The organism is Bacillus sp. 01N45 (genome assembly GCF_056399205.1).
Map to the genome: position 1 here is coordinate 275332 of NZ_JBFTQW010000002.1, position 25182 is coordinate 300513.

The window sequence follows — 25182 nt, forward strand, 5'->3', positions numbered from 1 at the left end:
AAGATAGCTGTGTACGCTTCAAATACAATTTATATCGTAGGGGATGCGAAAGCACCTCAAAATAATCCTATTACCGAAAAGTTCAAAAGTTATTTTGTAGCGTTTGTACTTGTTAAGGAGACAGGGGAAATTGTAGATGCAGATTGCTCAGCGACAATTGCATTAACATCTCAATTCGTTAAATATTTGTTTCTACATAAAAATATTAATGATCCACTATTGGTAACAGAAATAAAAAATAGATACTTCGGTTCGTCTCAAAAGGCACTACTTGTAGCGTTAAAAGATGCGCAGAAAAAATATAATCAAATTGCTGCTTTGTCTACCTATTCCTAGACAAAATCCAGCCATAAGAATCTTCTTATGGCTGGATTTTTTTTATTTCACATTAATCTCCTATATGAAAAGTAAGCGAAAGAGGAGATTAATTGTCCGTAAAAAACTAATTTATTTTGTGGATTAAGGTTCCACTTTGTCAGACAATGAAAGGATGAACAATATGAAAATTACGGATGTAAAAGTAAAGCGTAGACGTGTAAATCTTCATACACCGTTTAAAACGGCGCTTCGTACCGTAACTGAAATAGAAAGTATAGATGTATATATTCATACAGACGAAGGAGTTATTGGCAAGGGGGCTGCAGCCGCAACACCAGTTATTACGGGTGATTTCGCTAACGGGATTGAAGAAGCAATTTTAGGACCGATGCGTTCCTGTTTAATTGGTCAAGATATCATTCAATTTCAGCAGTTACTGCAGCACATTCAAATGAGTTGTATTGGAAACCCAAGTGCGAAAGCCGCGGTAGATATTGCTTTATATGATGTGTATTGTCAACACCAAAACGTTCCACTTTACGCATTATTAGGCGGAAAGAAAGAAATTCATACAGATATTACGGTGAGTGTAGATGAGCCTTTTATTATGGCGAAAGAGGCAAAGCAACATGTAGAAAAAGGATTTCAAACTTTAAAAATTAAAGTGGGAAAATCTGCTCATTTAGATTTAGAACGTATTGAAGCAATTCGAAATAGTGTACCAAAAAATACGACGTTACGATTAGATGCAAATCAAGGGTGGAATCCAAAAGAAGCGGTTACGATCATTAAAGAGATGGAAAATCGTAATTTAAATATCGAGTTTATTGAACAACCTGTTCATGCGAAAGATTGGGATGGGTTAAAGTATGTCAAAGATCATGTACAAACGCCCATTATGGCAGATGAAAGCATATTTTCAGCGAGTGATGCATTGAAAATTGTTCAAGGAGGATATGCAGACTTAATTAATATTAAATTAATGAAATGTGGCGGCATACGTGAAGCGTGGCGTATTGCCGATATTGCCGAAACAGCTGGTGTAAAATGTATGGTCGGAAGTATGATGGAATCTTCACTTTCTGTTAGCGCTGTAGCCCATTTAGCTGCTGCACATCCTAATATTCATTACTTCGATCTGGATGCACCGCTTTGGTTAATGGAAGAACCGGAAGGAATGACTTATTCTGGATCAAAGGTAAACCTTCAAACGACAGTGAATAGTAAATCTTAGGAGAAGAGACTAGTAAACTATCTTTTAAGGGGGATATTTATGAAAAAAGTAGGAACTGCATTTTTAACAACTTTATTTATATTTTCATCGTTTACATCAGCAAATGCTGAAGAGAAGAAAGATAGTAAAGCGTTTATCGATGTATCTGCCGCAACACTTTGGACTGCGCCTGATTCATTACGGCCAATTGATGCACCGAGCGCTACAAACCCAGTTGATTTGTGGAAGTGGACGAAATCAATGACGCTTGATGAGAAACTTTGGTTAACAAATGCAAATAAATTAGAAACGCAAGCGTTATTAGGTCAAGAAGTAACGGTTGTTGATAAAAAAGGGGACTGGGTTAAAGTGTTAGTCCATGGTCAGCCAACACCTCGAAATGAAGAGGGCTACCCAGGGTGGATGCCCGAAAAACAGTTAACATATAATCAAGAATTTGCTGATAAAACAAATGAACCTTTCGTATTAGTAACAAAACCGACAGCCATTTTATATATAAATCCTTCTGAACAACATAAATCACTTGAAGTGAGCTATAATACGCGACTGCCACTACTTAGTGAAGATACGATTTCGTACCGCGTGTTGTTACCAAACGGACAGAAAGCTTGGCTACGAAAAAATGATGGGACAGTTTACCGTTCGCAAAATGATATTCCAACTCCTACAGCTGATGATTTAATAAACACTGGAAAAATGTTTTTAGGATTACCGTATATATGGGCAGGTACAAGTGGCTTTGGATTTGATTGCTCTGGATTTACACATACGATTTATAAATCACACGGTATTACAATTCCGCGGGATTCAGGTCCGCAATCGAGAAATGGAGTTGCAGTTGATAAAGAAAATTTACAAAAAGGAGATTTAATCTTCTTTGCACATGATCAAGGAAAAGGTAGTGTTCACCATGTTGCTATGTATATTGGTGACGGAAATATGATTCACTCACCAAGAGCTGAAAGATCAGTAGAGATTATACCGCTAAATACACCAGGATATATAGAAGAATACGCTGGTGCTCGTCGTTACTTACCTTAAAAAATAGAGGGGGTTTTCAAATGAAAAAAGTTGTTCGTTACTCATTAGTTAGTACTCTATTAGTTTCTTCATTTTTAGTAGGATGCGCAAAAGAAAAAACAACGACAAAGCCGAAAGATGAGAAGAAAGTATTACAGTTACTAGAAACGGGTGAAATTCCGTCATTAAATTCAGGGAAAGTAACAGATGCGGTATCGTTTAACGTTATAAATAACGTAATGGAAGGATTATTCCGTTTATCGAAAAATGATGAAGTGATTGAGGCTGGAGCACAAAAATATGAAATAAGTAAAGATGGAAAAACATATACATTCCACTTGCGTGAAGCGAAATGGTCTAACGGAGATCCAGTAACAGCACAAAATTACGTATACGCTTGGAAGCAGCTGATTAATCCGGATACTGCTTCTCAATATGCATACATTGCTTACGATGTGAAAAATGCGGAGAAAATAAATAAGAAACAATTAGGTTTAGATGAATTAGGAGTAAAAGCGACGGATGATAAAACATTCGTTGTAGAACTAGAACATCCTGTACCGTATTTTACGAAACTACTAATTTTACCGTCCTTCTATCCAATTAATGAAAAATATGCGAAAGAGCAGGGCGATAAGTACGGATTAGAAGCAAATAAAGCGGTGTATAACGGGCCATTTACATTATCAGAGTGGAAGCATGAAGCTAGTTTTACACTGAAAAAAAACGATAAGTATTGGGATAAGAAAGAAGTGAAGCTAGATGAAGTAAACTATCAAATTGTTAAAGAAATTTCAACTGCGGTAAATTTATATGAAACAGATAAAGTTGATAGAGCTGTCATTTCTACAGAATTCGTCGATAAATATAAAAGTAATAAAGAGCTAAAACAATATACAGATCCGGTTATGTACTTCTTCCGATTCAATGAAAATGTACCGATTCTTAAAAATAAAAACGCAAGGCTTGCGCTAAGTACAGTGTTTGATAAGAAAGGACTTGCGACTTCATTTTTAAATGATGGTTCGGTTGCTGCTAACTATTACGTACCAAAAGGATTTTTAAAAGGTCCAGATAAAAAAGATTTTCGAAGTACAGCAGGTGAGTTTAATAAAACTGATGTAAAACAGGCGAAAGAATATTGGGAAAAGGCGAAACAAGAGACCGGTACAAATGAAGTGACGCTTGAATTATTAAACTATGACTTAGAAAACTTCAAAAAAGTAGGAGAATACATTAAAGAAGAGCTAGAGAAAAACTTACCAGGCTTAAAGATAAATGTAAAATTACAACCACACACGCAAAAACTAGCGTTAGAGAAGAAGAAAGAATATGAAATGTCATTATCACGCTGGTTACCGGATTATCCAGATCCAATGACTTACTTAGAAGTATTCCTTTCTGGAAGCAGTGTGAACAATACAGAATATGCAAACCCAGAATATGATGCGTTAATTAAGAAGATTAAAACAGAATTAGGTAATGATGAAAAAGCTCGTTGGAAAGCAATGCAAGATGCTGAGAAAATGTTACTGGATGATGCAGTAATTGCACCGGTATTCCAGCGCGGATTATCATACTTACAAAAGCCGCATGTGAAAGATTTATATGTACATCAATTCGGTCCAGCTACAAGTTTAAAATGGGCAGATGTACAAAAATAAAAGTATGGAGAAACAGACTTCACATGTGTGATAGTCTGTTTTTCTTATTTAAAGTTAGAGAAATAGTCCGTGGTATAATTTACTGGTCTGTATAAAATGTTTGGATGGGAATGATGTTTATGTTTGAAGAAAAGGAAGTAATATGTACAAAAAGATTGTTCATGAGGAAACCAAGTATAGAATATGTTGATCAATTTTATAACATATTAAAGAAAGAAGCTGTTGGCAAATGGCTTGCTAAATCAAGAGGAATGTCAAAAGAAGAAGCAAATGATTATATCAGGAATCTTATATTACATTGGGAACAGTATAATTTTGGTGTATGGTTGTTATTTAATAGTGAAACAGGAAAGCTTTTAGGACATTGTGGTTTAAGAAAAGTGGATGAAACTGATGAAATAGAGATTATGTATCTACTTGATCCAGACTATTGGGGAAATGGATATGCATCAGAAGCAGCAGGGGCTTCTATTCAATATGCAAAAGAGACGATGGGTGTAAAAAGAATAATTGCTAGGGTGAAAATAGCAAATGACAATTCGAAAAATCTTTTACGAAAGTTAGGTTTTACATATACTCATGATATTGATTATAGTGGACGTATCTTATCTTATTTTGAATTTAATATAGCTCCTGATGAATTATAGACATTTTATATATTTTTTCATGTCTTAAAAATAAAATTATTAGTAAAATTCCAGTGTGAAATTTATGTAGAATCTTGTATAATTAACGTGTTTCTATGGAAACATTTTCTTGCGATATTTGTATAGAACTTAATAGAACAAGGAAAGAAATACATACATGTATATAATAGATAAATAGAATGGGACATGTATAGAGAAAAAGGAGAGAAATGATGGCGTGTCAAAAACAAGGGTTACAATTTAATAGCGATAGAAAGAGGAAGAGACGATGAAAATGAAGCATGCTTTCGGTCCCATAATTTTAGCGTGTGTGCTTTTTTTCATTATCATATTAATCCCATCGAAAAGTTTAGTATCACTTATTAGTGATAAGAAGGTAGAAGATGCGGCAACTTCCTTACAAAAAGAAAAACTACAAAGTGTTTTCTTACAGCAAAAAATGTTAGAGAATTCGCAGTATTTACCGATGTATGGTTCATCTGAATTTTTACGAATGGATGCATATCATCCGTCTAATTACTTTAAAGTAAATCCTGCAGGTTTTACACCATATTTAATGGGGATTGGCGGTACACAAAGTTTAGCTCATATATTAAATATGACGTCTACAATGGATGAGTTAGAAGGTAAAAAAGTAGTCTTTGTTCTATCACCACAATGGTTTACTAAAACGGGTGTATCACAAGGGGATTTTACTAACAATTTCTCCAAACAACAAGCATATCATTTTATTTTTAATGATACAATAAATGTTGAAATGAAGAAGCAAATTGCGAAACGATTATTAGACTATAAAGTTGTTCAAAAAGATGATATATTAAAAAATTCATTAGAAGGTATTGTATATAATGATACGAAACATAACATAAAAGCAGGTTTAGTTAAACCACTTGCTTATATGCATCGAAATATTTTAGATCATAGAGATGTATTTAACTCCTTATTTAAGATTGAACCGATGAAAGAAAAAACAAATATGGGACTACGTTCAATTTCTTGGGTAGATGCACGTAAACATGCGGAGGAAGAAGGAAAAACGGAATCTACTACAAACACATTCGGAATTGAAAATCCGTATTACTATAAACATAATTTAAAGAAAAAATTAAAAGGTTTAAAAAACTTTAGAGCAAATGAATCATATGAAGAATCACCAGAATATGATGACTTACAAATTGTTTTAAATATATTTAAAGAGAAAAATGTTAAGCCACTATTCATTTCTGTACCTGTAAACGGACCGTGGTATGATTACGCTGGTTTCCCTAAAGAACGCCGTGAAGTGTATTATAAAAAAGTTCGGGAACAAGTTGAGAAAGCAGGATACCCAGTAGTTGATTTTTCTGGCCATGAATATGATAAGTATTTCTTAAAAGATACAATTCATTTAGGTTGGAAAGGCTGGATTTACTTTGATGAAGCAGTACAAAACTTTTATACTGAAAAATAAGAGTGGAGAAGAAGGAACGGCTATAAGCTGTTCCTTTTTTAGTATAGAGTATTTTGATGTGGGCAATTCGGAAAGGCATGTATATCTTGAATTTGTCTAAAATCATAATGCTTCATTGCGAACTGCGCTTGATAAAGGTATTCATACACATATAATTGACCATCATGTGCTGAACATAATACACCAGAAGTTCCCTGCCCATTTATGAAGGAAATACCGATAGGGCGTCCGATTAAGTATTGTATTTTTTGTTGCCAATGCATAGGGAAATCACTCCTTTTAGAGTTAATATACGAAATGGACGAATGAATTGTTGCTTATCCACATAATTATGGAGGCTTTTTATACAATTTCTAGAAGATATTAATATGAATGAATTACAAGTGCGAGAAAGGAATGCATAATGAAGAAAGAAAATATTTTAGAAGAAAAGTTAAATATAATAGAATGGTGTCAAACATTGAAGGAAGTACCTGATGATATATGGTTTCAATCATTTAAAAATGGTTCGTGGGGGATTGCAGATGTGATTTCACATTTTATTATTTGGGATGATTTTGTAATGAAGTATCGAATTCCTTATTTTCTTAGTACTCAATCAGTGCCTCATTTTCCAACAGATGTAGAGGAAATGAATAAGAGTGCAATGATATATGCAAGATCAGGTATTTCAAGAGAAGAGCTTATCAATCAGTTTAGCTATACTCGTAAACAATTAGTAGACGAAATTGAGCGAATTCCTGCCGATAATTTTTATAATGACTTTCAAATTGGTACTAAAAAAGTCATGCTGAATCATTATTTTTCATCACTCATTCAGCATGACTTAAAGCATAAGGAAGAAATAATCCAATTTTTAATACATAATCAAGTCTAATATAAAAACCGCTAACATTCGTAATGAATGTATAGCGGTTTTTATATTATCTTAAGCAAGATTTTTACGTTTTTTTGTCCATTTTTTAAGGATGAAGTATAGTAGGATAAGTATGACGCCGCCAATTGCGAAAGACTTCACATACGGTCCCGCAATATCGTTTATATTCTCCCAATTTTGACCTAGTTTTTCACCTAAATAAATAAAAATAATAGACCAAGGAATGATTGCAAGTGCTGTTAATGTAGTGAAACGTAATAATGGCATTTTTGTAATACCAGCAGGAATTGAAATCGCATGACGTACTACTGGAATAAAGCGTGCAGTGAAAATTACACCAGTCCCGTAACGATTAAACCAATCTTCAGCTGCATCTATATGTTTTTTATGAATGAAAATATATTTTCCGTATCGTTCTAATATAGGTCGTCCACCGTATCGTCCAAGCCAATAAATAAAGATTTGAGCAATAACGCCGCCAATTGTACCGAATACAACGGCGCCTACAAATGAGATACTACCATTGAATACTAAGAATCCCGCATAAGCAAGGACGATTTCACTTGGAATAATCTCAATCATTAGACCAAGCATAATGCCCCAATAACCTAATCCTTCAAAAAACGTTAATACTGAATGAATAAAACTACTTACCATTGTTGCACCTTCTAGTTTATGTATTTTTGAATAGGTGAACCTTATACTTAATAACATAAAAGATTCACTATGTGTAGATTATACCTTATTTGTATAGGGGATTGCTATTTCAATTCTTTTATGTCTCTCATAAGTAGTATAGTACAGGATATGAGCTTAGTTTTCATGAAGAGAAAATGAAAAGATTATTAAAAATTTCTCATAAAAAAATAGAAGCATTTCTGCTCCTATTTTTTACGGTTTCACTTCTAAATTTTGTAAAAATAAAGTTGCTGTTACGTAACGTTTTGCTAACATTTGTACATAAGCGGTATGCACAGATAATGTGGCAATAATAATCGCATTACGAATTGCTTCACGTTGTTCGTTGTTAACCTGATCGAACTTGCTTGCAATTTTATCAGCTCTTTCTTTCACGATATTTTCAATTGTATGGATTGTATCTGTTGCATTTAGTTGTAAGCAATTCCCTTGATTGAGTTCTTCAAATAGAGAAGAGTATGCTCCATATAAATGAACAGGATTGATTAAGTCATCACTTCGATCGGCTGGGTCATTTACAATAAGGCGTAATAGCTTACGAATGGATTCAAAATCAAGTGCTGTTTTTAAATCTTCAACAATGAATAGTAAGGCTGCTTGTTCAATTGAATATTTTTTTCCTTTTTGAGGAGAGCCAATCATTTCTTTTATATCTCGTTTCACCCAGTTTTGCATGGCTGTTACTGAGAAACTTGTATTTTCAATCTGATTTCCAAGCGCAACTATTTCATTTAATGAAAAACCGACGTCTGTATCATCAATTTTAATCAGTTTTTCAAAAATAGGTGAAAGTGCGGTAGTAATAAAAGCAGTTACGCTTTGTCCGCTTTCAATATCTTTTTTATGTGACTTTGCCCAAGCTTCTTGTAAAATACCGAGAGGCTTTTTCGTATTCCATCCTCTTAATGATAGAAGAAGGGTAGCCATTTCGTTTCGTGTGAGATGAAATGTTTCCATCTTTTCACCTCCAAAAATAATAAAAAGTTCTTATGAACCTATAATATGTTTTGTTTCATTTAAAGTCAATTCTGTTTTGCTTAATTTTTCCTTTGTCACCAAACTGTCGGAAGTAAATAATACTTGCATATTTCGACAAAAGTTCATATAATAAGTTCATAAGAACCTTTAAAATGTTTTTAAAAATAAATCTATCATTCTGAATTTACTAGAAAGGTAGATTTCACATATATCTATATAAAAGGAGAATGGATATAATATGTTGAAAAAACTTGTAGCAGTCATGACAGCATTCATGGTTATTTTTGGAGCTAGTAGCTTCATGTTTGTAGATCACGCAGCAGCGAAGGGTTACAAATCTGGTAAAAAATCATACACACCAAGTTCTGGTCAAAAGTCAAAAGTTGATTTGAACAAAAAAGATAATAACGTAAACTCACAAAAAACAACAACAGATTCAAAAACAAAGGCAACAAACACAGCACCAAAGAGTAATAAAGGAAGCTTTATGAAAGGTTTATTACTAGGTGGTCTTGGTGGTTTACTAATGGGTAGCCTATTTGCAAATATGGGAGCTCTTGGTTCTGTATTAGCGTTTATGGTAAATATGTTAGTAATGGCTGGTATCGTAATGTTAGCAGTTCGTGCATTTAAATACTTCAAAGATCAACGTAAGAAAAAGGAAGATGAAGTAGCATGGAAACAATAAAAATTTCTGAACAAGAACTTATCAATGCGCTTTGTGTATATATCGCTGAAAAAAGACAAGTTGGTCCAGAAGAAGTTTTAGTTGAACTAATGTATGATGATGACTACGGTTTCTCTGCTGAAGTAGAGGTAAATGGTCGCCAGCAAATTTTAATTCAAGCGAACTTAATTGAAGCATTACGCTTATTACTTGACAGAGAATATAATGTCAATTCATTTGCAGCAAGATTACAACTTGAATTAGATGAAGAAGAAGGCATTTACGCATTAGCAAAGTTTAATAACTCAGATGAGTAGAAAAAAGAGCTGTTGAGAGTAATCTCAGCAGCTCTTTTTAGTATGTGTATATGCCAGGGAATAATCACGCCAAATTTCATTCATTTTCCGTCTACCGACATCAATCATCGGATTAAATTGAATGGCAGCTTGTTGTCGTACGATATGTACATGTTGGATCGCCTGTTGCAAGTGTTGTTCAACCGAATGGGATTTATTATTTGCCTGTTTTACGATTGAATATCCAGCAACAGTTCCTTGTGCCATTGCAATTTTCCCACTTTCAATGCCAGTTATATTGCCGGCTACAAATAAACCGGGAAGAGGGGTTTCCAGCGTTTCGGAATGCAGTGGAACATGGCCGCCTAATTCCGGAATGTAACGGAAAGGACAGCCAGCTACAGCAGCAAGCTCAGCAAGAGGGTATAAGCCACCGGCAATACAAACGAAGTCTGCCTCATATATTTGTTCCGATCCAGTTATGATGTTTCCTTTCGTATCAATATTAGCAACGCGTACACCTTCAACTTGATCTGTACCGATAATTTCAAGAGCTGCTTTTCGAAGGTGAAGTGGTGTTCCATTTATTTTCATACCTTTATTAGGGTAGAAGTTTAATCCAACTTGTTTCGCCCAATTATATTTCATCAATCGACTACCTATACGTAATAAAGGTGACGGGGCAAGGTGGGCAGCGTGTAAGAGTGAGTTTAATACTTCTTCTGGTTCACCAGCCTTTTGACTTAATTCATTTTTTTCAGGAAGTACGATATGTTCCACTTTAATTCCCGCTAATTGTAATTCATTTAAAATAGCGAATGACAAAATGTTAGCGCCAATAATTACTCCTTTTCGCCCAACTTGAACGCGATGTACATTTGTCATTACTTGGGCTGCACCAATCGACATGACTCCTGGAAGTGTCCAACCAGGAAGGGGGATGGAGTACTCAGCAGCGCCAGTAGCAAGTAAAACGAACGGCGCTTCTAACGTACCGATATTCGTATGTACGAACCAAGAACTTTCATCTTTATCTAAATTATAGACGGAAATGCCGCATCGAATATCAACTGAAAGTGATTTTGCTTCTTCGTGAAGGCGTTTTGATTCTTCTATTCCGTTCCACCATTCTCCAGTAGGTTCTTGATGTAATTGTCCGAGCAACCTTCCGCCAGGCTTCATAAATTCATCAATAACAAGTACATTTAGTCCAAAACGAGCACAAGAGATGGAGGCTGACAAACCTGCTGGTCCAGCTCCAATAATAATGACATCATTCATCGCTTTTTCACCATCTCTCTCACGATATTTGGATGCTGTTTGCCGCTATTAACTACCATATCTTTTTCAACAACAGTTAAGCATGCTCGTACGTTCGTTTGATTGTTTACTGTCACGCGGCATTCAGAACAATGCCCGATATTACAGTAAATACCTCGCGGCGTCCCGCTATCTTCATGCACTCTTAAAGTTCTTATTCCGTTTGCAAGTAAAGCGGCCGCAATCGTTTCATGTTCATATGCTTCATATTGTTGCCCGTTAAATTGGAAAGTGATGCGATTACTACTATTTAAACTCCCTAAAACAGGATGATGGGTAATTCTATTCATTTATTTTCACCTACCGCTCCAAAGGTAACTGCGCGCACTGGTGGTTGATATTTTAATGGAATTTCATTAGTAGTTACTTCAGGATTTGCACTTTCAATCATTCGATCTATCATCATTCTACATGTGCGGCCACCGCAAAATCCCATGCCAGCACGTGTTCTTAGTTTTAATTCTCTCGCCGAGCAATTATATTCAGCAATTGTCGATTGAAGTTGACCGTATGTAACTTCTTCACATCGACAAACAATTACATGATCTTTATTCGTCATATGTATTCCTCCTCTAGTTCGGTTTGCACAAATTATATAATGCAAAAACTATGCCAATATAGAGGAGGGAAACGGTTATTGTAAACCAAGTTTTTTTAAACGGTTATATAAAGTGGCTCTCGTAACACCGAGTTGTTTCGCGCACTCTAATTTATTCCCATTTAAAATGCGTAAAGCCCTCTCAATAACTTTCTTCTCATGTTCATCTATTTCTTCTTGTAAAGAAAGGATTGTATGATTGTTGCTGAGTAATAGGGAATGAGCCGTATGATTCTCTAACGTTTCAGTTGTATGAAATGGTAAATATTCTTGTTTTATAATACCGTCAGTCGCAAATACGACAAGTCTTTCAACAACGTTACGAAGTTCGCGAATATTACCTGGCCAATTGTAATGAAGTAACTCATGCATAATGCTGGAAGGTAAGTCACGAATTGGTCTGTTATAGTTGATTGAAAAATCGTTTAAAAAAGAATAGGTTAATTCAATAATATCCTCGCGTCTTTCGCGCAGCGGTGGAATATGCAAGCTAACTACATTTAGGCGATAGTATAAATCTTCTCGGAACGTGCCTTTTCTCATTTCCTCTTGTAAATCACGATTTGTAGCAGCGATAATGCGGAAATTAATATGAATCTCTTTTTCTCCACCAACTCGGTAATATTTTCGTTCTTGTAGTACACGTAAAAGCTTTACTTGCATATCGAGCGGCATTTCTCCTATTTCATCTAGGAATAATGTACCGCCTTGCGCGAGCTCTATTTTACCCTTTTTCCCTTTACTATTTGCACCAGAAAACGCCCCGCGCTCATACCCGAATAATTCACTTTCAAATAACGCTTCTGGAATGGCGCCGCAGTTAATTGAAATGAAAGGTGCTTTAGTTGCTTCACTTGCTTCATGGATTGCTTTCGCAAATACTTCTTTTCCAACACCACTTTCTCCGAGTATTAAAACTGTTGATTTCACCGAACACACCTTTCTAGCTAATTGTATCGTTCTTTGTATAACAGGGCTCTTTCCATTCATCGCAAGGAAAGGGTCTAATTCATCTTTATATTTTGCGACCTCTTGTTCTAATCGGTGCATTTCATGTGACATATTAAATAGTTTTTCATTTAAAGCAACTTGATTCGTAACATCAGTTTCTGAAACGACTGCTCCAATAATTTCATCGTTACAATACACTGGGTTTGAGTTAATTAATACAAATAAATCTGGACGAGGCTGATGGAACTGAGCAATTATGCTTTTTCCGTCATGTAATGATTGTAAAATTTCCAAATCTTTATAGTCAAAAAAGCGAGTGATAGGTTGTCCAATAATTTCAGTATGGTTGACTGAAAAAATCTTTTCGGCGCCATCTGTCCAAGTACGAACACATTCTTTATCATCGATAACTGTAACAGAAGAATCAGTTGTTTGTATTACGGTGTTATAGAAAGATTGTAGTTCATTGTAAGACTTAACAAGAAACGGAATGATTTGCTGAGCCGTTATACAGCATATAGGCTCTTTATTTTCGTTTATTACGATAACGGTCATTTCATGAGAAAACGCGTCAATTAAAGTGTTGAATGAATCATCTTCATCTATAACTGCACAGTTGTATTTTTCTGTAGTAGAAGGGCTGTAATAAAACTTTTCGTTAACTTGCTCAATATGTTGCAAATTGTTTGTGTGATCAATTAATAAAGTTTTTAGAAATTCTTGTATTGTGGGAAATGAGAATGCCATATTGTCCTCCTATTATGTATAAAAATTTTGACAGTGATAAAAAAATAATACACCTATTTATGATAAATTCAAAATATTTTTACAAATAAAAATATTATTTGTAAAAAGTGTATATATGTAGAGTTGGCACGTCAATTGCATAAAAGAAAGTGAGGGATTAAAAAGAAGGGAGGGGTGCTACGTGAGGCACTGTGACGTTTTAATAATAGGTGGTGGAATTATAGGATGTTCAATCGCTTATTACACTTCAAAATACGGAAGAGACGTAACAATCATTGAAAAAGGAGAATTTGTCAGTGGGACGTCTTCACGGTGTGACGGGAATATTTTGGCTATTGATAAAGACCCAGGGTTTGATAGTCAAATGTCGTTAGTAAGTCAAAAGTTAGTAACTGATTTAAGTGAAGAGTTAGAGCACTCATTTGAATATAGAGCACCAGGAAGTATTCTCGTATGTGAGTCGGACGAAGAAATGGAAGCAGCCCAGCAATGGGTGAATCGTCAAAAGGAAGCTGGTTTACCGTTTCGAATGCTTGATAGACAAGATATAAGAGAAGAATCGCCATTTTTTGCAGAAGAGTTATTAGGCGGGTTAGAATGCGCAACGGATTCGACTGTAAATCCATATCTCCTTGCTTTTTCACTTCTTACAGAATCGAAGAAATTTGGTACGAAAGCTTTTAATCATACGGAAGTAAAAGAAATGAAAAGAGATATAGACGGTTCCTTTATTGTAGAAACGACTAACGGGACGTTTACTGCGAAACAAGTGGTAAACGCAGCCGGTGTGTGGGCTCCGAAAATCGGAGAAATGTTGGATGTAAATATCCCAATTGAACCGAGAAAAGGGCATATTATTGTAGCTTCAAGGCAACAACACGTTGGTTGCCGTAAAGTAATGGAATTTGGCTATTTAATTTCTAAATTTGGCGGAAAACGAAAAGTGGATGCTTTAACTGAGAAATATGGGGTAGCTCTTGTGTTTGAGCCGACAGAAAGCCAAAATTTTTTAATTGGTAGTAGTAGAGAGTTTGTAGGTTTTCATACGAAGATAAACAACGAGGTTATTAAATGTATTGCAAACAGAGCAATTCGTTTTTATCCGAAAATGGCGGATATGATGGTGATTCGTTCATATGCTGGATTACGCCCGTGGACAGAAGATCATTTGCCAATCATTTCACGCGTGCAACATATCCCGAACTACTTTATCGCAGCGGGGCATGAAGGGGATGGCATTAGCCTTGCAGCGGTTACTGGAAAAGTAATTGAAGAGTTATTAAATGAAAAAGAAACAATCATTCCTATTGAACCACTTCGTTTGAGTCGTTTTACAGAAAGGGTGTTAAATGGATGAGGTCACAAAGAGTCTTTACGACGATTGATACACATACGGGCGGGAATCCGACGAGGACATTGATAAGCGGACTTCCAAAGTTAATTGGAGAGACGATGGCAGAGAAGATGTTACATATGAAAAAGGAGTATGACTGGATTCGCAAATTGTTAATGAATGAACCGCGTGGTCATGATGTAATGTCAGGAGCACTATTAACAGATCCGTGTCATCCTGAAGCAGATATTGGTGTTATATACATAGAGACAGGTGGATATTTACCGATGTGTGGTCACGATACAATTGGTGTATGTACAGCTTTAATTGAATCAGGTTTAATTCCTGTAGTTGAACCGATTACTTCGTTAAAGTTAGACACGCCAGCCGGCTTAGTTGAAGTGGATATCTTTGTTCAAGATGGAAAAGCGAAAGAAGTCTCTTTCTGTAACATACCAGCTTTTTTATTGAAACATATTACTGTACAAGTTGAAGGGATTGGAACTGTAGAAGCAGATATTGCGTATGGAGGAAATTTCTATGCCATTATTGATGCGAAGTCAGTAGGTTTAGAGTTAGTACCGGAACATGCATCTACAATCATCGATAAGGCAATTCATATTAGAAATATCATTAATGAGGAATTTGAAATCATTCATCCGCAGTATTCATTTATTAGAGGGTTAACCCATATTGAATTTTATACAGATCCTACTCATGAAAGTGCTCATGTGAAAAATACAGTTGTCGTTCCGCCAGGAGGAATTGATCGTTCTCCATGTGGTACAGGAACATCAGCGAAGTTAGCTGTATTATACGCAAATCAAAAAATTGAAGTGGATGAAGAGTTTATTCATGAGAGTATCGTTGGCTCTTTATTTAAAGGGTGCGTCATAAATACAACATCTGTAGAAAATATTGAAGCTGTCGTAACGAAAATTACAGGTTCAGCTTGGCTTATGGGGATGCATAGATTTTTTTATAATGAAAAGGACCCACTTAAAGAAGGCTTTTTGCTAATTCCGCCGATGGAACATGAAACGGAGGATGTAAAATGAACATTCAAAAAATGTATACAGCAGTAGACGTACATGTAAATGGTGAAGCATTTCGTGTAATGAAAGATGTACCATGCAAATACTACTACAGTTTAGAGCAATTAAACGAACAATTTTCAGGTGAATTAGCAGAAGAAATGAAGCTTGTATTAAATGAACCACGTGGTTTTATCGGATTAAATGGATGTATTGTCGTTCCTTCTATTCATATGGAAGTCGATGCAGCTGTATTATTTTTTAATCATGAAGGATCCATTCCGCTTCATTATGGGGGGATTGTCGCAGTCATAACGATGTTACTAGAAAGCGGGTATTTAAAAAAGAGAGAGACGAACCAATACAAAATTGAAACGCTATCTGGTATATTTTCAATCCATGCGTATGTAGAGAATGATGAAGTTGTATCTGTTTCGTTTGAAAGTAAACTATGTTATATGATTGAGAAAAATTTACAAGTTGGTAATATAAGTTACTCTCTCATTCAGGCAGATAAAGTATATGCAGTTGTAGAAAAGGATGCATATTCACCAGAAATCAGTATTGAAAATATCTCTAAATTAAAAAAATGGAGTGAAGTTACACTTCAAGCTATACAAAAACAGTCATTAATAAAAAGACTTATTTTAGTAGAATCTATGCAAACAGAAAAGAACCATATAAAGTCGATTACATTTCATGAAGATAACTTTATCGTACGTTCGCCTGGTTTTGTTTCTACTATTGTATCTTATGTTCATACATTATTTAAAAATGATTATATAGCGGATAAACCTTTTAAAAATGAAAGTATATTTAATAGCTTTATAACAGTGGAACAAGTGAAGAAAGAAGAACAAGGATACATTTTTCGCTTTGAAAGTAGAGGATTTATTACAGGGATGCAGACGTTTCTATTAGACTCTACAGATCCGTTTCCGACAGGATTTTTATTAAAATAGTAAAGGGAGAGATAAATATGAAAAAAATTAAAGGGGCATTTCCAGTATTGATCACACCGATGGATGAGTTTCAAGAAATTAATTGGAACGGTGTAAAACAAAACGTAAACTATTTTATCGATCAAAAGGTAGCTGGCATTATTATTAATGGAAGTACAGGTGAGTTTGTTAGTTTATCAAAAGAAGAACGATTTAAAATGGTAGAAACAGTATTAAAAGAAGTTGATGGCCGTATTCCAGTTATTGTAGGAACTGCAGCAGAAACGACGAAAGAAACGATTGAATATACGAAACATGCAGAAGCACACGGAGCGGATTGCGCATTAATTATTAACTCGTACTATTGTAAGCCGAAAGAAGAGGAAATTTATTTTCATTTTAAAGAAATCTCAAACGCTGTAAATATACCAATTATGTTATACAATAATCCGTTTACATCTGGTGTTGATATGAGTACAGAGCTCATGCTACGTATTGGAAAAGAATGTGAAAATGTTACACATATTAAAGAATCTAGCGGAGATATTCGTAAAGCAAGAGATTTAGTACGACAAGGCGAAGGTGCTTTTCAAGTCTTCTGTGGATCTGAAGATTTAGTTATGGAATCTTATTTAGTAGGTGCAACGGGATGGGTTTCAGTAGCAGGAAATATCGTGCCGGGACTTGTTACGAAAATGTATGAGCATTTCCAAAATGGTGAATTAGAAAAAGCTTGGGAAATAAACGATGCTATTTTACCTCTTTGCAAGTTTCTTGAAGGATCAGGAAAATATGTACAAATCGTTAAACGCTCAATGGAATTACACGGGCAAGCAGGGGGACCTTCTCGTTATCCGAGACTCGGATTAACTGAAGAAGAAGATCAAAAACTTCAAACGATTATTTCAAAAATTGCAGCTCATGCAGCTGTTTAAATAAGGAGGAGAGCATATATGTTAACGACAAACATTGAGCTGAGACCAAACGTGAAAGCGTTTTTAAATGAAGAAATTAAATTGTTTATTAATGGTGAATTTGTACCTTCCATTAGCGGGAAGACATTTGAGACATACAATCCAGCAACAGAAGATGTTTTAGCTGTCGTATGCGAAGCGCGAGAAGAGGATATTGATGTAGCGGTAAAAGCTGCAAGATCTGCATTTGAATCAGGACCTTGGGTAGAAATGACTACCGCTGAAAGAGCGCACCTTATTTATAAATTAGCAGACTTAATTGAAGAGCATGGAGAAGAATTAGCGCAGTTAGAAGCTTTAGATAATGGAAAACCATATCAAGTAGCACTGGATGATGATATTGCAGCGACTGTAGAAAATTATCGTTATTATGCGGGATGGGCTACGAAAATTATCGGGCAAACAATTCCGATTTCAAAAGATTACTTAAATTACACACGCCATGAACCTGTTGGCGTTGTAGGTCAAATTATTCCTTGGAATTTTCCACTCGTTATGTCTTCTTGGAAAATGGGAGCTGCACTAGCAACAGGTTGTACAATCGTATTAAAACCAGCAGAGCAAACGCCTTTATCGTTATTATATACAGCGAAGCTCTTTAAAGAAGCAGGTTTTCCAAACGGTGTTGTAAACTTTGTTCCAGGTTTTGGCCCTGAAGCAGGAGCTGCAATCGTAAACCATCATGATATTGATAAAGTAGCCTTCACAGGTTCAACAGTTACAGGGAAATATATTATGCGTCAATCTGCAGAAACAATTAAACATGTAACGTTAGAACTTGGTGGTAAATCACCAAATATCATTTTAGAAGACGCTGATTTAGAAGAAGCGATTAACGGCGCATTCCAAGGTATTATGTATAATCACGGCCAAAATTGTAGTGCTGGATCTCGCGTATTCGTTCACCGAAAACATTACGAAACAGTCGTAGCTGAATTAGTAAAAATGGCGAACAACGTAAAACTTGGAGCAGGTATGGAGAAGGAAACGGAAATGGGGCCACTCGTATCTAAAAAGCAACAAGAACGTGTGCTACATTACATTGAACAAGGAAAAGCAGAAGGTGCTACTGCTGCTGCTGGTGGTGAACGGGCATTTGAAAAAGGATATTTTGTACAGCCAACAGTTTTCACAAATGTTACTGATGATATGACAATTGTGAAGGAAGAAATTTTTGGACCCGTTGTCGTTGTACTTCCATTTGATTCAACAGAAGAGGTTATCGAAAGAGCAAATCGCTCTTCATACGGACTCGCTGCGGGCGTATGGACACAAAATATTAAAACAGGACATCAAGTTGCCAATAAATTAAAGGCAGGAACAGTATGGATTAATGATTATAACTTAGAAAATGCAGCTGCACCATTTGGTGGCTTTAAACAATCTGGAATCGGTCGTGAGTTAGGTTCATATGCGCTTGATAACTATACAGAAGTGAAAAGCGTTTGGGTAAATATAAAGTAATAGAGAATCTAACTGTTAATAAATAGAGGGATGAAATAATGAGAGATACGGACAACTGTAAGGTTTAATAATAGTTGTCCGTTTTCTTATATATAAAATAGTTTTCAAAAGAATGTTAAGGGGGATTTGGATGGAGCAATTAGTAGAGTGGTTAGTAGGGCAAGTATGGAGTATTGGGTTAGTTGTTTTTGCATTAGGGGCAGGTGTGTATTTTACAATTGCCACTCGTTTTCTGCAAATTCGTTATTTTAAAGAGATGATTAAACTATTATTTGAAGGGAAGAGCTCGGAGACGGGAATTTCATCCTTTCAAGCATTTTGTTTAGCCTTATCAGGTAGGGTTGGAATAGGTAATATCGCAGGGGTCGCGACAGCTATCGCTTTTGGTGGACCAGGAGCTGTGTTTTGGATGTGGGTAATGGCTCTTTTAGGAGCAGCGAGTGCATTTGTTGAATCAACATTATCTCAAGTGTATAAAAGTAAAGTTGGGAATGAATACCGAGGTGGTACACCATATTTCATTGAAAAAGGCCTGAAAATGAAATGGTTTGCAGTCATTGTAGCGGTTGTTGTAACACTTTCATATGGCGTTTTATTACCAGGTATTCAGTCTAGTAGTATCGCAGTTGGATTTGAAAACTCTAATGGCATTAGCAAATATATAACTGGAATATTATTAGTTATATTATTAGCATCAATCATTTTTGGTGGCGTAAAGAGAATTGCGGGCGTTTCGCAAATGCTTGTTCCATTTATGGCAATAGGTTATGTAATTGTTACATGTATCGTATTAATTGCGAATGTAACAGAAATTCCAAGTATGTTCGCTTTAATTTTCTCTAGTGCTTTTGGTGTAAATGAAATGTTTGGAGGAATCGTCGGTGCAGCGATCGCATGGGGCGTAAAGCGTGCTGTATTTTCAAATGTTGCTGGTGTTGGAGAAGCGACGTATAGCTCCGCTGCTGCTGAAGTATCCCATCCTGCAAAACAAGGGTTAGTTCAAGCGTTTTCTGTATATATCGATACAATTGTTGTATGTACAGCGACAGCTCTTATGATTTTAATAACAGGTATGTATAATGTTATACCTGAAGGGAAAAGCGCTATAGTAAAGAATATAGGGAATGTTGATGCAGGTCCAATCTATACACAACAAGCAGTTGAAACTGTTATGACAGGGTTTGGTCCATTATTTATTTCAATCGCAATATTTTTCTTCGCATTTACAACTTTACTCGCATACTACTATATCGCTGAAACAACACTTACTTATTTAGATCGTGAGCTTAAACATAGCTGGTTAAAACCAGTTTTAAAAATTGGATTTTTAATTATGGTTTACATCGGTAGCGTAGAATCAGCGTCGCTTTTATGGAATCTTGGAGATTTAGGAATCGGTAGCATGGCATGGTTAAACTTAATTGCGATTCTACTATTAAGTAAAATCGCATTAAAAGTGTTAAAAGATTATGAAGTACAGAAAAAGGAAGGGAAAGATCCAGTATTTGATCCTAAAAATGTGGGAATTGAAGGTTTAACGTTTTGGGAAGAAAGAAGTAAAGAAATTGAAAGGAAAAACTATAAAGAACAAACGGTAGAGGATGATAGTCTGAAATTTTAGTTATAATAAACTGAATATTCATTCTATTATATGAGGTATATTACCTTCTTTTCATCACATACTACAATAGGTACACATAATTTGAATGGGGGTAATAATAAGATGGAACACGAACAACATAGTTCAGTAAATGACGTTCTACATCATTATAAAGAAGGTATCGGTAGTTTTACAAACCAAAATCCTGAAATTGCAGAAACATATAATGCATTCACGCAAGCTTGTTTTCAAGAGGGCGCTTTAACAAAAAGGGAAAAACAACTTATCGCATTAGGAATTAGTCTAGCAACGCAAGATGAATATTGTACCATTTATCATACAAAAGGTTGTCTTGATCAAGGATGTTCAGATAAAGAGATTCTGGAAGCATGTGGTGTATCAGCAGCATTTGCTGGCGGAGCTGCAATGAGTCAAGCGGTAACATTAGTACAAGAGTGTTTAAGTGAACTGAAAAATCAGAAGCATTGAATGTAAAAGAACGTTTTAAACTTTATGTTTAAAACGTTCTTTTACGTGAGATTAAATTTGAGTATAAAAATTATCTGGTATGTGATGTATTAAAGTAAGAATTTTAAATTTAGTCGGAATGAGAAATAACAACTATTTATTTAGTATTAAGATTTTCTAAAAAGTTTCAATTGTTTCATATAATCAATAGCTTTTGTTTTGTTCTTTTGTTTACATACATATTCGAATTCATTCTTATCTCGATAATAACAATTCATTATTTCTTCTGTAAGAAATCCATCGGAAATAGCTTTTTTAATTGCGCAATGTGGTTCATTTGTATGAGTGCAGTTAGAGAATTTACAGCTCATAGATATCTCTTCGATATCTTCATAGCCAAGATTAAAGTTGTCCTCATGTTTTATTAAGTCAAAACCTGTTTTACTAATGGTTAATCCCTCCACTTGCCATACATTATATAAGTATGTTTTATCTAAATATATATTTCCTTTTAGTAACCTGTTATTCCTTCCTTAAAACTTGGTACAATGAAACAAAAGGGGGATTAGTAATGCAAAATTTAGTAATTGAAGAGATTAAGCAAATAAATGATGATATGGAAGAGCTTTCTAAACTTTTGAAAACGGTTGTAGATGATGGGGCGTCAATTGGTTTTTTACCTCCACTGGAACAAATAGAATCAACAAAGTATTGGGAAACTGTTTTAGCACCAGAAGTGATCTTGTATGTTGCTAAAATAAATAATGAAGTGGCAGGGAGTATTCAATTACATTTAGTTACAAAGCCTAATGGGATTCATAGAGCTGAAATTTGCAAGTTAATGACTCACCCGAACTTTAGACGTAACGGTATTGGACGTTCGCTTATGCAAAAAGCAGAGGAAAGAGCAAAGCAAGAAAATAGGTCTCTTATAGTGCTAGATACGAGAGAAGGAGACCCTTCTAATAGATTGTATAAATCATTAGACTATAAAGAAGTTGGAAAAATACCAGAATACGCAATATCTCCAAATGGTAATTTAGATGCAACGGTTATTTATTATAAAATGATTTAGTATTTTTATTTGAAAAGAGGGATATTTTTAAACGGAAAATCTGTTATTAGGTCTGAGTATTGATTTGTAAAAAGATTGATAACCCCCTGTATAATAGGGGGTTTCTTTTCATTCATTAACTTCATATTGAATGTTCAATTTGAGGGCCAATTTGTATAAGGTTTTAACAGTTGTATAAGAGGTATTACTTAAATAGGAATTTTGAAGTCTTTTGGTGAATATTAAATGTTAATCTAAAAGATGGAGGTTGCTGTGATGTTGAAACTGTTTCAATATAACTGGCAAGTTCGTGATGATTGGTTTACATGGTGCGAAGACATATCGGCCGAAGAACTGGTAAAGAAACGGGTCGGTGGATTCGGCAGTATACTACATACCCTATTTCATATAGTAGATGTGGAATATATGTGGATCTTAGGGTTGCGTGGTGAATCAGTGCCTGAGGAGCCATTGTTTGAAGAGTATGCCAGCTTACAAAAAGTGAAAAATCTTTCAGCTCAATACCACGGGAAAGTGAAGCCATTTGTGACCTCTTGGACAAATGAAATGGATTCTCGGAAACTTTCAAAAGCTGACTTCAATGAAGAGCCGATTAGCTCAAGAGACGCACCAATTAGGCGCCGAGTCATTGAATGTACACACGGAGAGTTAATACGTCATGTCATTGTCCACGAAATCCATCATATCGGCCAGTTATCTATATGGGCACGTGAAATCGGAAAGGAGCCAGTTTCCGCAAATCTGAGAGGGAGAGGGCTATTTGATAACTAGACTAACTTTGCCAATTTCGTAATTTATTTATAAACGAATAGTTTAATTGAGTATATTTAACACCGTCTATATTTCTCTAGCGGTGTTATTTGAATGTATCAATAAAATTTATATAATGTACTAAATGAATTTGAGAAAGTTTTTAGAGGGTTCTTTTCGTTATACTCCTTGACTTATAATGGATGTAGAGAAGATGACTAGCCGACTATAGTTATTTTCGCTTTATTATGGGAAAGGGGATGACGGGATGAGAACGAAAGGTTTACAGAAGGTGAAGAAAGTTATATTAAGTGGTGGTATATTACTTACGGGATTGTTAACTTTCGGTTTTTCAGAAAAAGCTTCAGCTCATGGATATGTTGAATCACCAGCGAGCCGTTCTTATTTATGTAAGCAAGGGGTAAATGTAAATTGCGGACCGATTCAATACGAGCCGCAAAGTGTAGAAGGAATAGGTGGATTCCCGCAATTAGGACCTTCTGATGGACAAATCGCAGGAGCAGGCCATTTTCCTGCTTTAGACGTTCAATCAGTTGATAGGTGGAAGAAAGTTACGTTAAACGGCGGGACGAATACATTCAAGTGGAAACTAACCGCACCTCATAGTACGAAAGAATGGAAATACTATATTACGAAAAAAGATTGGAATCCAAATAAGCCGTTAACAAGGTCTGATTTAGATTTAGTGCCATTCTATGTGAAAAATGATGGGGGAACAAGACCAGGAACTTCAGTAACTCATGAAGCGAATGTACCTACTGATAGAAATGGATATCACCTTATTTTAGCTGTTTGGGAAATTGCAGATACTGGGAATGCATTTTATCAAGTTATAGATGTTAACCTTGTAAATAACGGTTTAGCATCAAATTTTCCGCTAAATCATGTAGTGCAAGCTCCTAGCTTATTTTAAATAAAATATACATTTTGATCATCTAATTCATTTTAGATGATCTTTTTTTACGAAAAACGATGAAAAATATAGAAGAAAGTGCAATTATTTATAAAAAATTATGCTTTAAATATTGTCATATTTGCTTCTTTAAGATATCCTTTTCATGAAGAGGTGGAAAACATGGAAAAAGTACTAGTTTTCGGGCATAAAAACCCAGATACAGATGCAATTTGTTCTGCAATTGCTTATGCAGAATTGAAAAAAGAATTAGGAATGAATGCTGAGCCTGTACGTTTAGGCGAAATCAGCGGTGAAACTCAATTTGCGTTAGACCATTTTAAAGTAGAAGGACCGCGTTTTGTTGAGACAGTTGCAAGCGAAGTGGACAACGTTATTTTAGTTGATCATAACGAGCGTCAACAAAGTGCTAACGATATCGAGTCTGTTCGTGTGTTAGAAGTTATTGACCATCACCGTATTGCTAACTTTGAAACAAGCGATCCTATTTATTATCGTTGTGAGCCAGTTGGTTGTACAGCTACAATCTTAAACAAAATGTACAAAGAAAATGGCGTTACAATTCGTAAAGAAGTTGCAGGTTTAATGTTATCTGCAATCATTTCAGATTCTTTACTATTCAAATCTCCAACTTGCACAGAGCAAGACGTAGCAGCAGCTCGTGAATTAGCGGAAATCGCTGGTGTAGATGCTGATAACTACGGCTTAGAAATGTTAAAAGCTGGTGCTGACTTAAGCGGAAAAACAATGGAGCAATTAATCTCTCTTGACGCTAAAGAATTCCAAATGGGTAATGCGAAAGTTGAAATCGCACAAGTAAACGCTGTTGATACAAACGACGTTCTTGTACACCAAGCGGAACTTGAAAAAGTTATCTCTGCAGTAGTAGAAGAAAAAGGTTTAGACCTATTCTTATTCGTTGTAACTGATATCTTAACTAACGATTCTGTCGGTCTTGCGATCGGTAAAGCAGCAAACGTTGTTGAGAAAGCATACAACGTATCTCTAGAAAACAACACTGCTACTTTAAAAGGTGTTGTATCTCGTAAAAAACAAATCGTACCAGTATTAACAGAAGCATTCCAAGCTTAATTTTATTGAGTACAGATACACAGCAAGGACAAGTAGTCGGATTGGCTACTT

Annotated in this window: 28 protein-coding genes; 20 read left to right on the forward strand and 8 right to left on the reverse strand. The window is 35.4% G+C overall.

The features are described 5' to 3' along the window. Positions 1-9: 9 nt before the first annotated feature. The 6 genes from AC1DMU_RS05595 to dltD all read left to right on the forward strand — a co-directional run bounded on the left by AC1DMU_RS05595 (position 10) and on the right by dltD (position 6333). Entirely contained in the window at positions 10-336 is a 327-nt protein-coding gene (locus AC1DMU_RS05595; protein WP_048547447.1) for a DUF3870 domain-containing protein, read from the forward strand. A 154-nt stretch (positions 337-490) separates the two neighbouring features. Then, the gene (locus tag AC1DMU_RS05600; protein WP_141555007.1) at positions 491-1552 is read left to right on the forward strand and encodes a dipeptide epimerase; all 1062 of its coding nucleotides are present in this window, start codon (positions 491-493) and stop codon (positions 1550-1552) included. A gap of 39 nt (positions 1553-1591) precedes the next feature. Then, on the forward strand, positions 1592-2593 hold the full coding sequence (locus AC1DMU_RS05605; protein ID WP_088063721.1) for a C40 family peptidase: 1002 nt from the start codon (positions 1592-1594) through the stop codon (positions 2591-2593). Positions 2594-2613: 20 nt separating this feature from the next. Then, entirely contained in the window at positions 2614-4236 is a 1623-nt protein-coding gene (locus AC1DMU_RS05610) for a peptide ABC transporter substrate-binding protein (RefSeq protein WP_088063720.1), read from the forward strand. Between the two features lie 119 nt (positions 4237-4355). Next, positions 4356-4883: a GNAT family N-acetyltransferase gene (locus AC1DMU_RS05615; protein ID WP_048547882.1), complete on the forward strand. Its 528-nt coding sequence runs from the start codon at positions 4356-4358 to the stop codon at positions 4881-4883. Positions 4884-5151: 268 nt separating this feature from the next. Continuing rightward, positions 5152-6333: a D-alanyl-lipoteichoic acid biosynthesis protein DltD gene (gene dltD, locus AC1DMU_RS05620; protein ID WP_088063719.1), complete on the forward strand. Its 1182-nt coding sequence runs from the start codon at positions 5152-5154 to the stop codon at positions 6331-6333. A gap of 38 nt (positions 6334-6371) precedes the next feature. Here the strand turns inward: dltD and AC1DMU_RS05625 are convergent, their stop codons facing one another. Continuing rightward, entirely contained in the window at positions 6372-6596 is a 225-nt protein-coding gene (locus AC1DMU_RS05625) for a hypothetical protein (protein WP_000558704.1), read from the reverse strand. Positions 6597-6736: 140 nt separating this feature from the next. On the opposite strand from AC1DMU_RS05625, the gene AC1DMU_RS05630 reads away from it, so the two are divergent. Beyond that, positions 6737-7210, forward strand: coding sequence for a DinB family protein (locus tag AC1DMU_RS05630; protein WP_088063718.1), 474 nt, complete (start codon positions 6737-6739; stop codon positions 7208-7210). Positions 7211-7261: 51 nt separating this feature from the next. Here AC1DMU_RS05630 and uptA read toward each other — a convergent pair whose 3' ends face one another. Next, the gene (gene uptA, locus AC1DMU_RS05635; protein WP_061664652.1) at positions 7262-7867 is read right to left on the reverse strand and encodes an undecaprenyl phosphate transporter UptA; all 606 of its coding nucleotides are present in this window, start codon (positions 7865-7867) and stop codon (positions 7262-7264) included. A gap of 234 nt (positions 7868-8101) precedes the next feature. Next, positions 8102-8866 (reverse strand): DUF1836 domain-containing protein, encoded by a 765-nt coding sequence (locus AC1DMU_RS05640; protein WP_000447225.1) that lies wholly within the window; start codon positions 8864-8866, stop codon positions 8102-8104. A gap of 259 nt (positions 8867-9125) precedes the next feature. On the opposite strand from AC1DMU_RS05640, the gene AC1DMU_RS05645 reads away from it, so the two are divergent. Continuing rightward, positions 9126-9575, forward strand: coding sequence for a hypothetical protein (locus tag AC1DMU_RS05645; RefSeq protein WP_000914471.1), 450 nt, complete (start codon positions 9126-9128; stop codon positions 9573-9575). Further along, positions 9563-9871, forward strand: coding sequence for a YxcD family protein (locus tag AC1DMU_RS05650; protein ID WP_060487081.1), 309 nt, complete (start codon positions 9563-9565; stop codon positions 9869-9871). Before AC1DMU_RS05645 ends, AC1DMU_RS05650 begins: the two co-directional genes overlap by 13 nt. A 24-nt stretch (positions 9872-9895) precedes the next feature. Here the strand turns inward: AC1DMU_RS05650 and AC1DMU_RS05655 are convergent, their stop codons facing one another. The 4 genes from AC1DMU_RS05655 to AC1DMU_RS05670 all read right to left on the reverse strand — a co-directional run bounded on the left by AC1DMU_RS05655 (position 9896) and on the right by AC1DMU_RS05670 (position 13466). Then, positions 9896-11131, reverse strand: coding sequence for an NAD(P)/FAD-dependent oxidoreductase (locus tag AC1DMU_RS05655; protein ID WP_088063716.1), 1236 nt, complete (start codon positions 11129-11131; stop codon positions 9896-9898). After that, a complete protein-coding gene (locus AC1DMU_RS05660) occupies positions 11128-11460 on the reverse strand; it encodes a (2Fe-2S)-binding protein (RefSeq protein WP_088063715.1) in 333 nt (110 codons plus the stop codon). Before AC1DMU_RS05660 ends, AC1DMU_RS05655 begins: the two co-directional genes overlap by 4 nt. Next, positions 11457-11729: a (2Fe-2S)-binding protein gene (locus AC1DMU_RS05665; protein ID WP_088063714.1), complete on the reverse strand. Its 273-nt coding sequence runs from the start codon at positions 11727-11729 to the stop codon at positions 11457-11459. Before AC1DMU_RS05665 ends, AC1DMU_RS05660 begins: the two co-directional genes overlap by 4 nt. A gap of 75 nt (positions 11730-11804) precedes the next feature. Further along, positions 11805-13466: a sigma-54 interaction domain-containing protein gene (locus tag AC1DMU_RS05670; RefSeq protein WP_088063713.1), complete on the reverse strand. Its 1662-nt coding sequence runs from the start codon at positions 13464-13466 to the stop codon at positions 11805-11807. 181 nt (positions 13467-13647) lie between these two features. Here AC1DMU_RS05670 and AC1DMU_RS05675 point away from each other — a divergent pair, with 181 nt between their 5' ends. From AC1DMU_RS05675 to AC1DMU_RS05705, 7 genes are all read left to right on the forward strand, one after another. Then, positions 13648-14823: an NAD(P)/FAD-dependent oxidoreductase gene (locus AC1DMU_RS05675; protein WP_088063712.1), complete on the forward strand. Its 1176-nt coding sequence runs from the start codon at positions 13648-13650 to the stop codon at positions 14821-14823. Further along, on the forward strand, positions 14820-15857 hold the full coding sequence (locus AC1DMU_RS05680; RefSeq protein ID WP_060487075.1) for a proline racemase family protein: 1038 nt from the start codon (positions 14820-14822) through the stop codon (positions 15855-15857). Before AC1DMU_RS05675 ends, AC1DMU_RS05680 begins: the two co-directional genes overlap by 4 nt. After that, positions 15854-16795 carry a proline racemase family protein gene (locus tag AC1DMU_RS05685; protein ID WP_088063711.1) on the forward strand — a complete coding sequence of 314 codons (942 nt, stop codon included), beginning with the start codon at positions 15854-15856 and terminating at the stop codon, positions 16793-16795. Before AC1DMU_RS05680 ends, AC1DMU_RS05685 begins: the two co-directional genes overlap by 4 nt. Positions 16796-16812: 17 nt before the next feature. Continuing rightward, positions 16813-17709, forward strand: coding sequence for a 4-hydroxy-tetrahydrodipicolinate synthase (dapA, locus tag AC1DMU_RS05690; RefSeq protein ID WP_088063710.1), 897 nt, complete (start codon positions 16813-16815; stop codon positions 17707-17709). 18 nt (positions 17710-17727) lie between these two features. Beyond that, on the forward strand, positions 17728-19212 hold the full coding sequence (locus tag AC1DMU_RS05695; RefSeq protein ID WP_088063709.1) for an aldehyde dehydrogenase family protein: 1485 nt from the start codon (positions 17728-17730) through the stop codon (positions 19210-19212). A gap of 130 nt (positions 19213-19342) precedes the next feature. Next, on the forward strand, positions 19343-20833 hold the full coding sequence (locus AC1DMU_RS05700; RefSeq protein ID WP_088063708.1) for an alanine/glycine:cation symporter family protein: 1491 nt from the start codon (positions 19343-19345) through the stop codon (positions 20831-20833). Between the two features lie 30 nt (positions 20834-20863). Continuing rightward, positions 20864-21301, forward strand: a complete 438-nt coding sequence (locus AC1DMU_RS05705; RefSeq protein ID WP_142291757.1) for a carboxymuconolactone decarboxylase family protein — start codon at positions 20864-20866, stop codon at positions 21299-21301. A 146-nt stretch (positions 21302-21447) separates the two neighbouring features. On the opposite strand, the gene AC1DMU_RS05710 is transcribed toward AC1DMU_RS05705, so the two are convergent. After that, the gene (locus AC1DMU_RS05710; RefSeq protein ID WP_088063706.1) at positions 21448-21744 is read right to left on the reverse strand and encodes a hypothetical protein; all 297 of its coding nucleotides are present in this window, start codon (positions 21742-21744) and stop codon (positions 21448-21450) included. 107 nt (positions 21745-21851) lie between these two features. Between AC1DMU_RS05710 and AC1DMU_RS05715 the strand changes: the two genes are divergently transcribed. The 4 genes from AC1DMU_RS05715 (at position 21852) to ppaC (ending at position 25131) form a co-directional block, all read left to right on the forward strand. Continuing rightward, a complete protein-coding gene (locus AC1DMU_RS05715) occupies positions 21852-22355 on the forward strand; it encodes a GNAT family N-acetyltransferase (RefSeq protein ID WP_088063705.1) in 504 nt (167 codons plus the stop codon). A gap of 255 nt (positions 22356-22610) precedes the next feature. Beyond that, a complete protein-coding gene (locus AC1DMU_RS05720) occupies positions 22611-23126 on the forward strand; it encodes a DinB family protein (RefSeq protein ID WP_088063704.1) in 516 nt (171 codons plus the stop codon). Positions 23127-23373: 247 nt separating this feature from the next. Then, the gene (locus AC1DMU_RS05725) at positions 23374-24039 is read left to right on the forward strand and encodes a lytic polysaccharide monooxygenase (protein WP_048547409.1); all 666 of its coding nucleotides are present in this window, start codon (positions 23374-23376) and stop codon (positions 24037-24039) included. A 162-nt stretch (positions 24040-24201) separates the two neighbouring features. Then, positions 24202-25131, forward strand: a complete 930-nt coding sequence (gene ppaC, locus AC1DMU_RS05730) for a manganese-dependent inorganic pyrophosphatase (protein ID WP_000416840.1) — start codon at positions 24202-24204, stop codon at positions 25129-25131. Positions 25132-25182: the final 51 nt, after the last annotated feature.

Bases quoted from the DNA above. Each gene is read 5' to 3' on its own strand.
- AC1DMU_RS05695 (WP_088063709.1), top strand. From the start codon at position 17,728: ATGTTAACGACAAACATTGAGCTGAGACCAAACGTGAAAGCGTTTTTA.
- dapA (WP_088063710.1), top strand. From the start codon at position 16,813: ATGAAAAAAATTAAAGGGGCATTTCCAGTATTGATCACACCGATGGAT.
- AC1DMU_RS05700 (WP_088063708.1), top strand. From the start codon at position 19,343: ATGGAGCAATTAGTAGAGTGGTTAGTAGGGCAAGTATGGAGTATTGGG.
- uptA (WP_061664652.1), bottom strand. From the start codon at position 7,867: ATGGTAAGTAGTTTTATTCATTCAGTATTAACGTTTTTTGAAGGATTA.
- AC1DMU_RS05680 (WP_060487075.1), top strand. From the start codon at position 14,820: ATGAGGTCACAAAGAGTCTTTACGACGATTGATACACATACGGGCGGG.
- AC1DMU_RS05715 (WP_088063705.1), top strand. From the start codon at position 21,852: ATGCAAAATTTAGTAATTGAAGAGATTAAGCAAATAAATGATGATATG.
- AC1DMU_RS05625 (WP_000558704.1), bottom strand. From the start codon at position 6,596: ATGCATTGGCAACAAAAAATACAATACTTAATCGGACGCCCTATCGGT.
- AC1DMU_RS05645 (WP_000914471.1), top strand. From the start codon at position 9,126: ATGTTGAAAAAACTTGTAGCAGTCATGACAGCATTCATGGTTATTTTT.
- AC1DMU_RS05720 (WP_088063704.1), top strand. From the start codon at position 22,611: ATGTTGAAACTGTTTCAATATAACTGGCAAGTTCGTGATGATTGGTTT.
- AC1DMU_RS05670 (WP_088063713.1), bottom strand. From the start codon at position 13,466: ATGGCATTCTCATTTCCCACAATACAAGAATTTCTAAAAACTTTATTA.
- AC1DMU_RS05725 (WP_048547409.1), top strand. From the start codon at position 23,374: ATGAGAACGAAAGGTTTACAGAAGGTGAAGAAAGTTATATTAAGTGGT.
- AC1DMU_RS05685 (WP_088063711.1), top strand. From the start codon at position 15,854: ATGAACATTCAAAAAATGTATACAGCAGTAGACGTACATGTAAATGGT.
- AC1DMU_RS05655 (WP_088063716.1), bottom strand. From the start codon at position 11,131: ATGAATGATGTCATTATTATTGGAGCTGGACCAGCAGGTTTGTCAGCC.
- AC1DMU_RS05615 (WP_048547882.1), top strand. From the start codon at position 4,356: ATGTTTGAAGAAAAGGAAGTAATATGTACAAAAAGATTGTTCATGAGG.
- AC1DMU_RS05665 (WP_088063714.1), bottom strand. From the start codon at position 11,729: ATGACGAATAAAGATCATGTAATTGTTTGTCGATGTGAAGAAGTTACA.
- dltD (WP_088063719.1), top strand. From the start codon at position 5,152: ATGAAAATGAAGCATGCTTTCGGTCCCATAATTTTAGCGTGTGTGCTT.
- AC1DMU_RS05705 (WP_142291757.1), top strand. From the start codon at position 20,864: ATGAGGTATATTACCTTCTTTTCATCACATACTACAATAGGTACACAT.
- AC1DMU_RS05605 (WP_088063721.1), top strand. From the start codon at position 1,592: ATGAAAAAAGTAGGAACTGCATTTTTAACAACTTTATTTATATTTTCA.
- AC1DMU_RS05610 (WP_088063720.1), top strand. From the start codon at position 2,614: ATGAAAAAAGTTGTTCGTTACTCATTAGTTAGTACTCTATTAGTTTCT.
- AC1DMU_RS05640 (WP_000447225.1), bottom strand. From the start codon at position 8,866: ATGGAAACATTTCATCTCACACGAAACGAAATGGCTACCCTTCTTCTA.
- AC1DMU_RS05660 (WP_088063715.1), bottom strand. From the start codon at position 11,460: ATGAATAGAATTACCCATCATCCTGTTTTAGGGAGTTTAAATAGTAGT.
- AC1DMU_RS05630 (WP_088063718.1), top strand. From the start codon at position 6,737: ATGAAGAAAGAAAATATTTTAGAAGAAAAGTTAAATATAATAGAATGG.
- ppaC (WP_000416840.1), top strand. From the start codon at position 24,202: ATGGAAAAAGTACTAGTTTTCGGGCATAAAAACCCAGATACAGATGCA.
- AC1DMU_RS05650 (WP_060487081.1), top strand. From the start codon at position 9,563: ATGGAAACAATAAAAATTTCTGAACAAGAACTTATCAATGCGCTTTGT.
- AC1DMU_RS05600 (WP_141555007.1), top strand. From the start codon at position 491: ATGAACAATATGAAAATTACGGATGTAAAAGTAAAGCGTAGACGTGTA.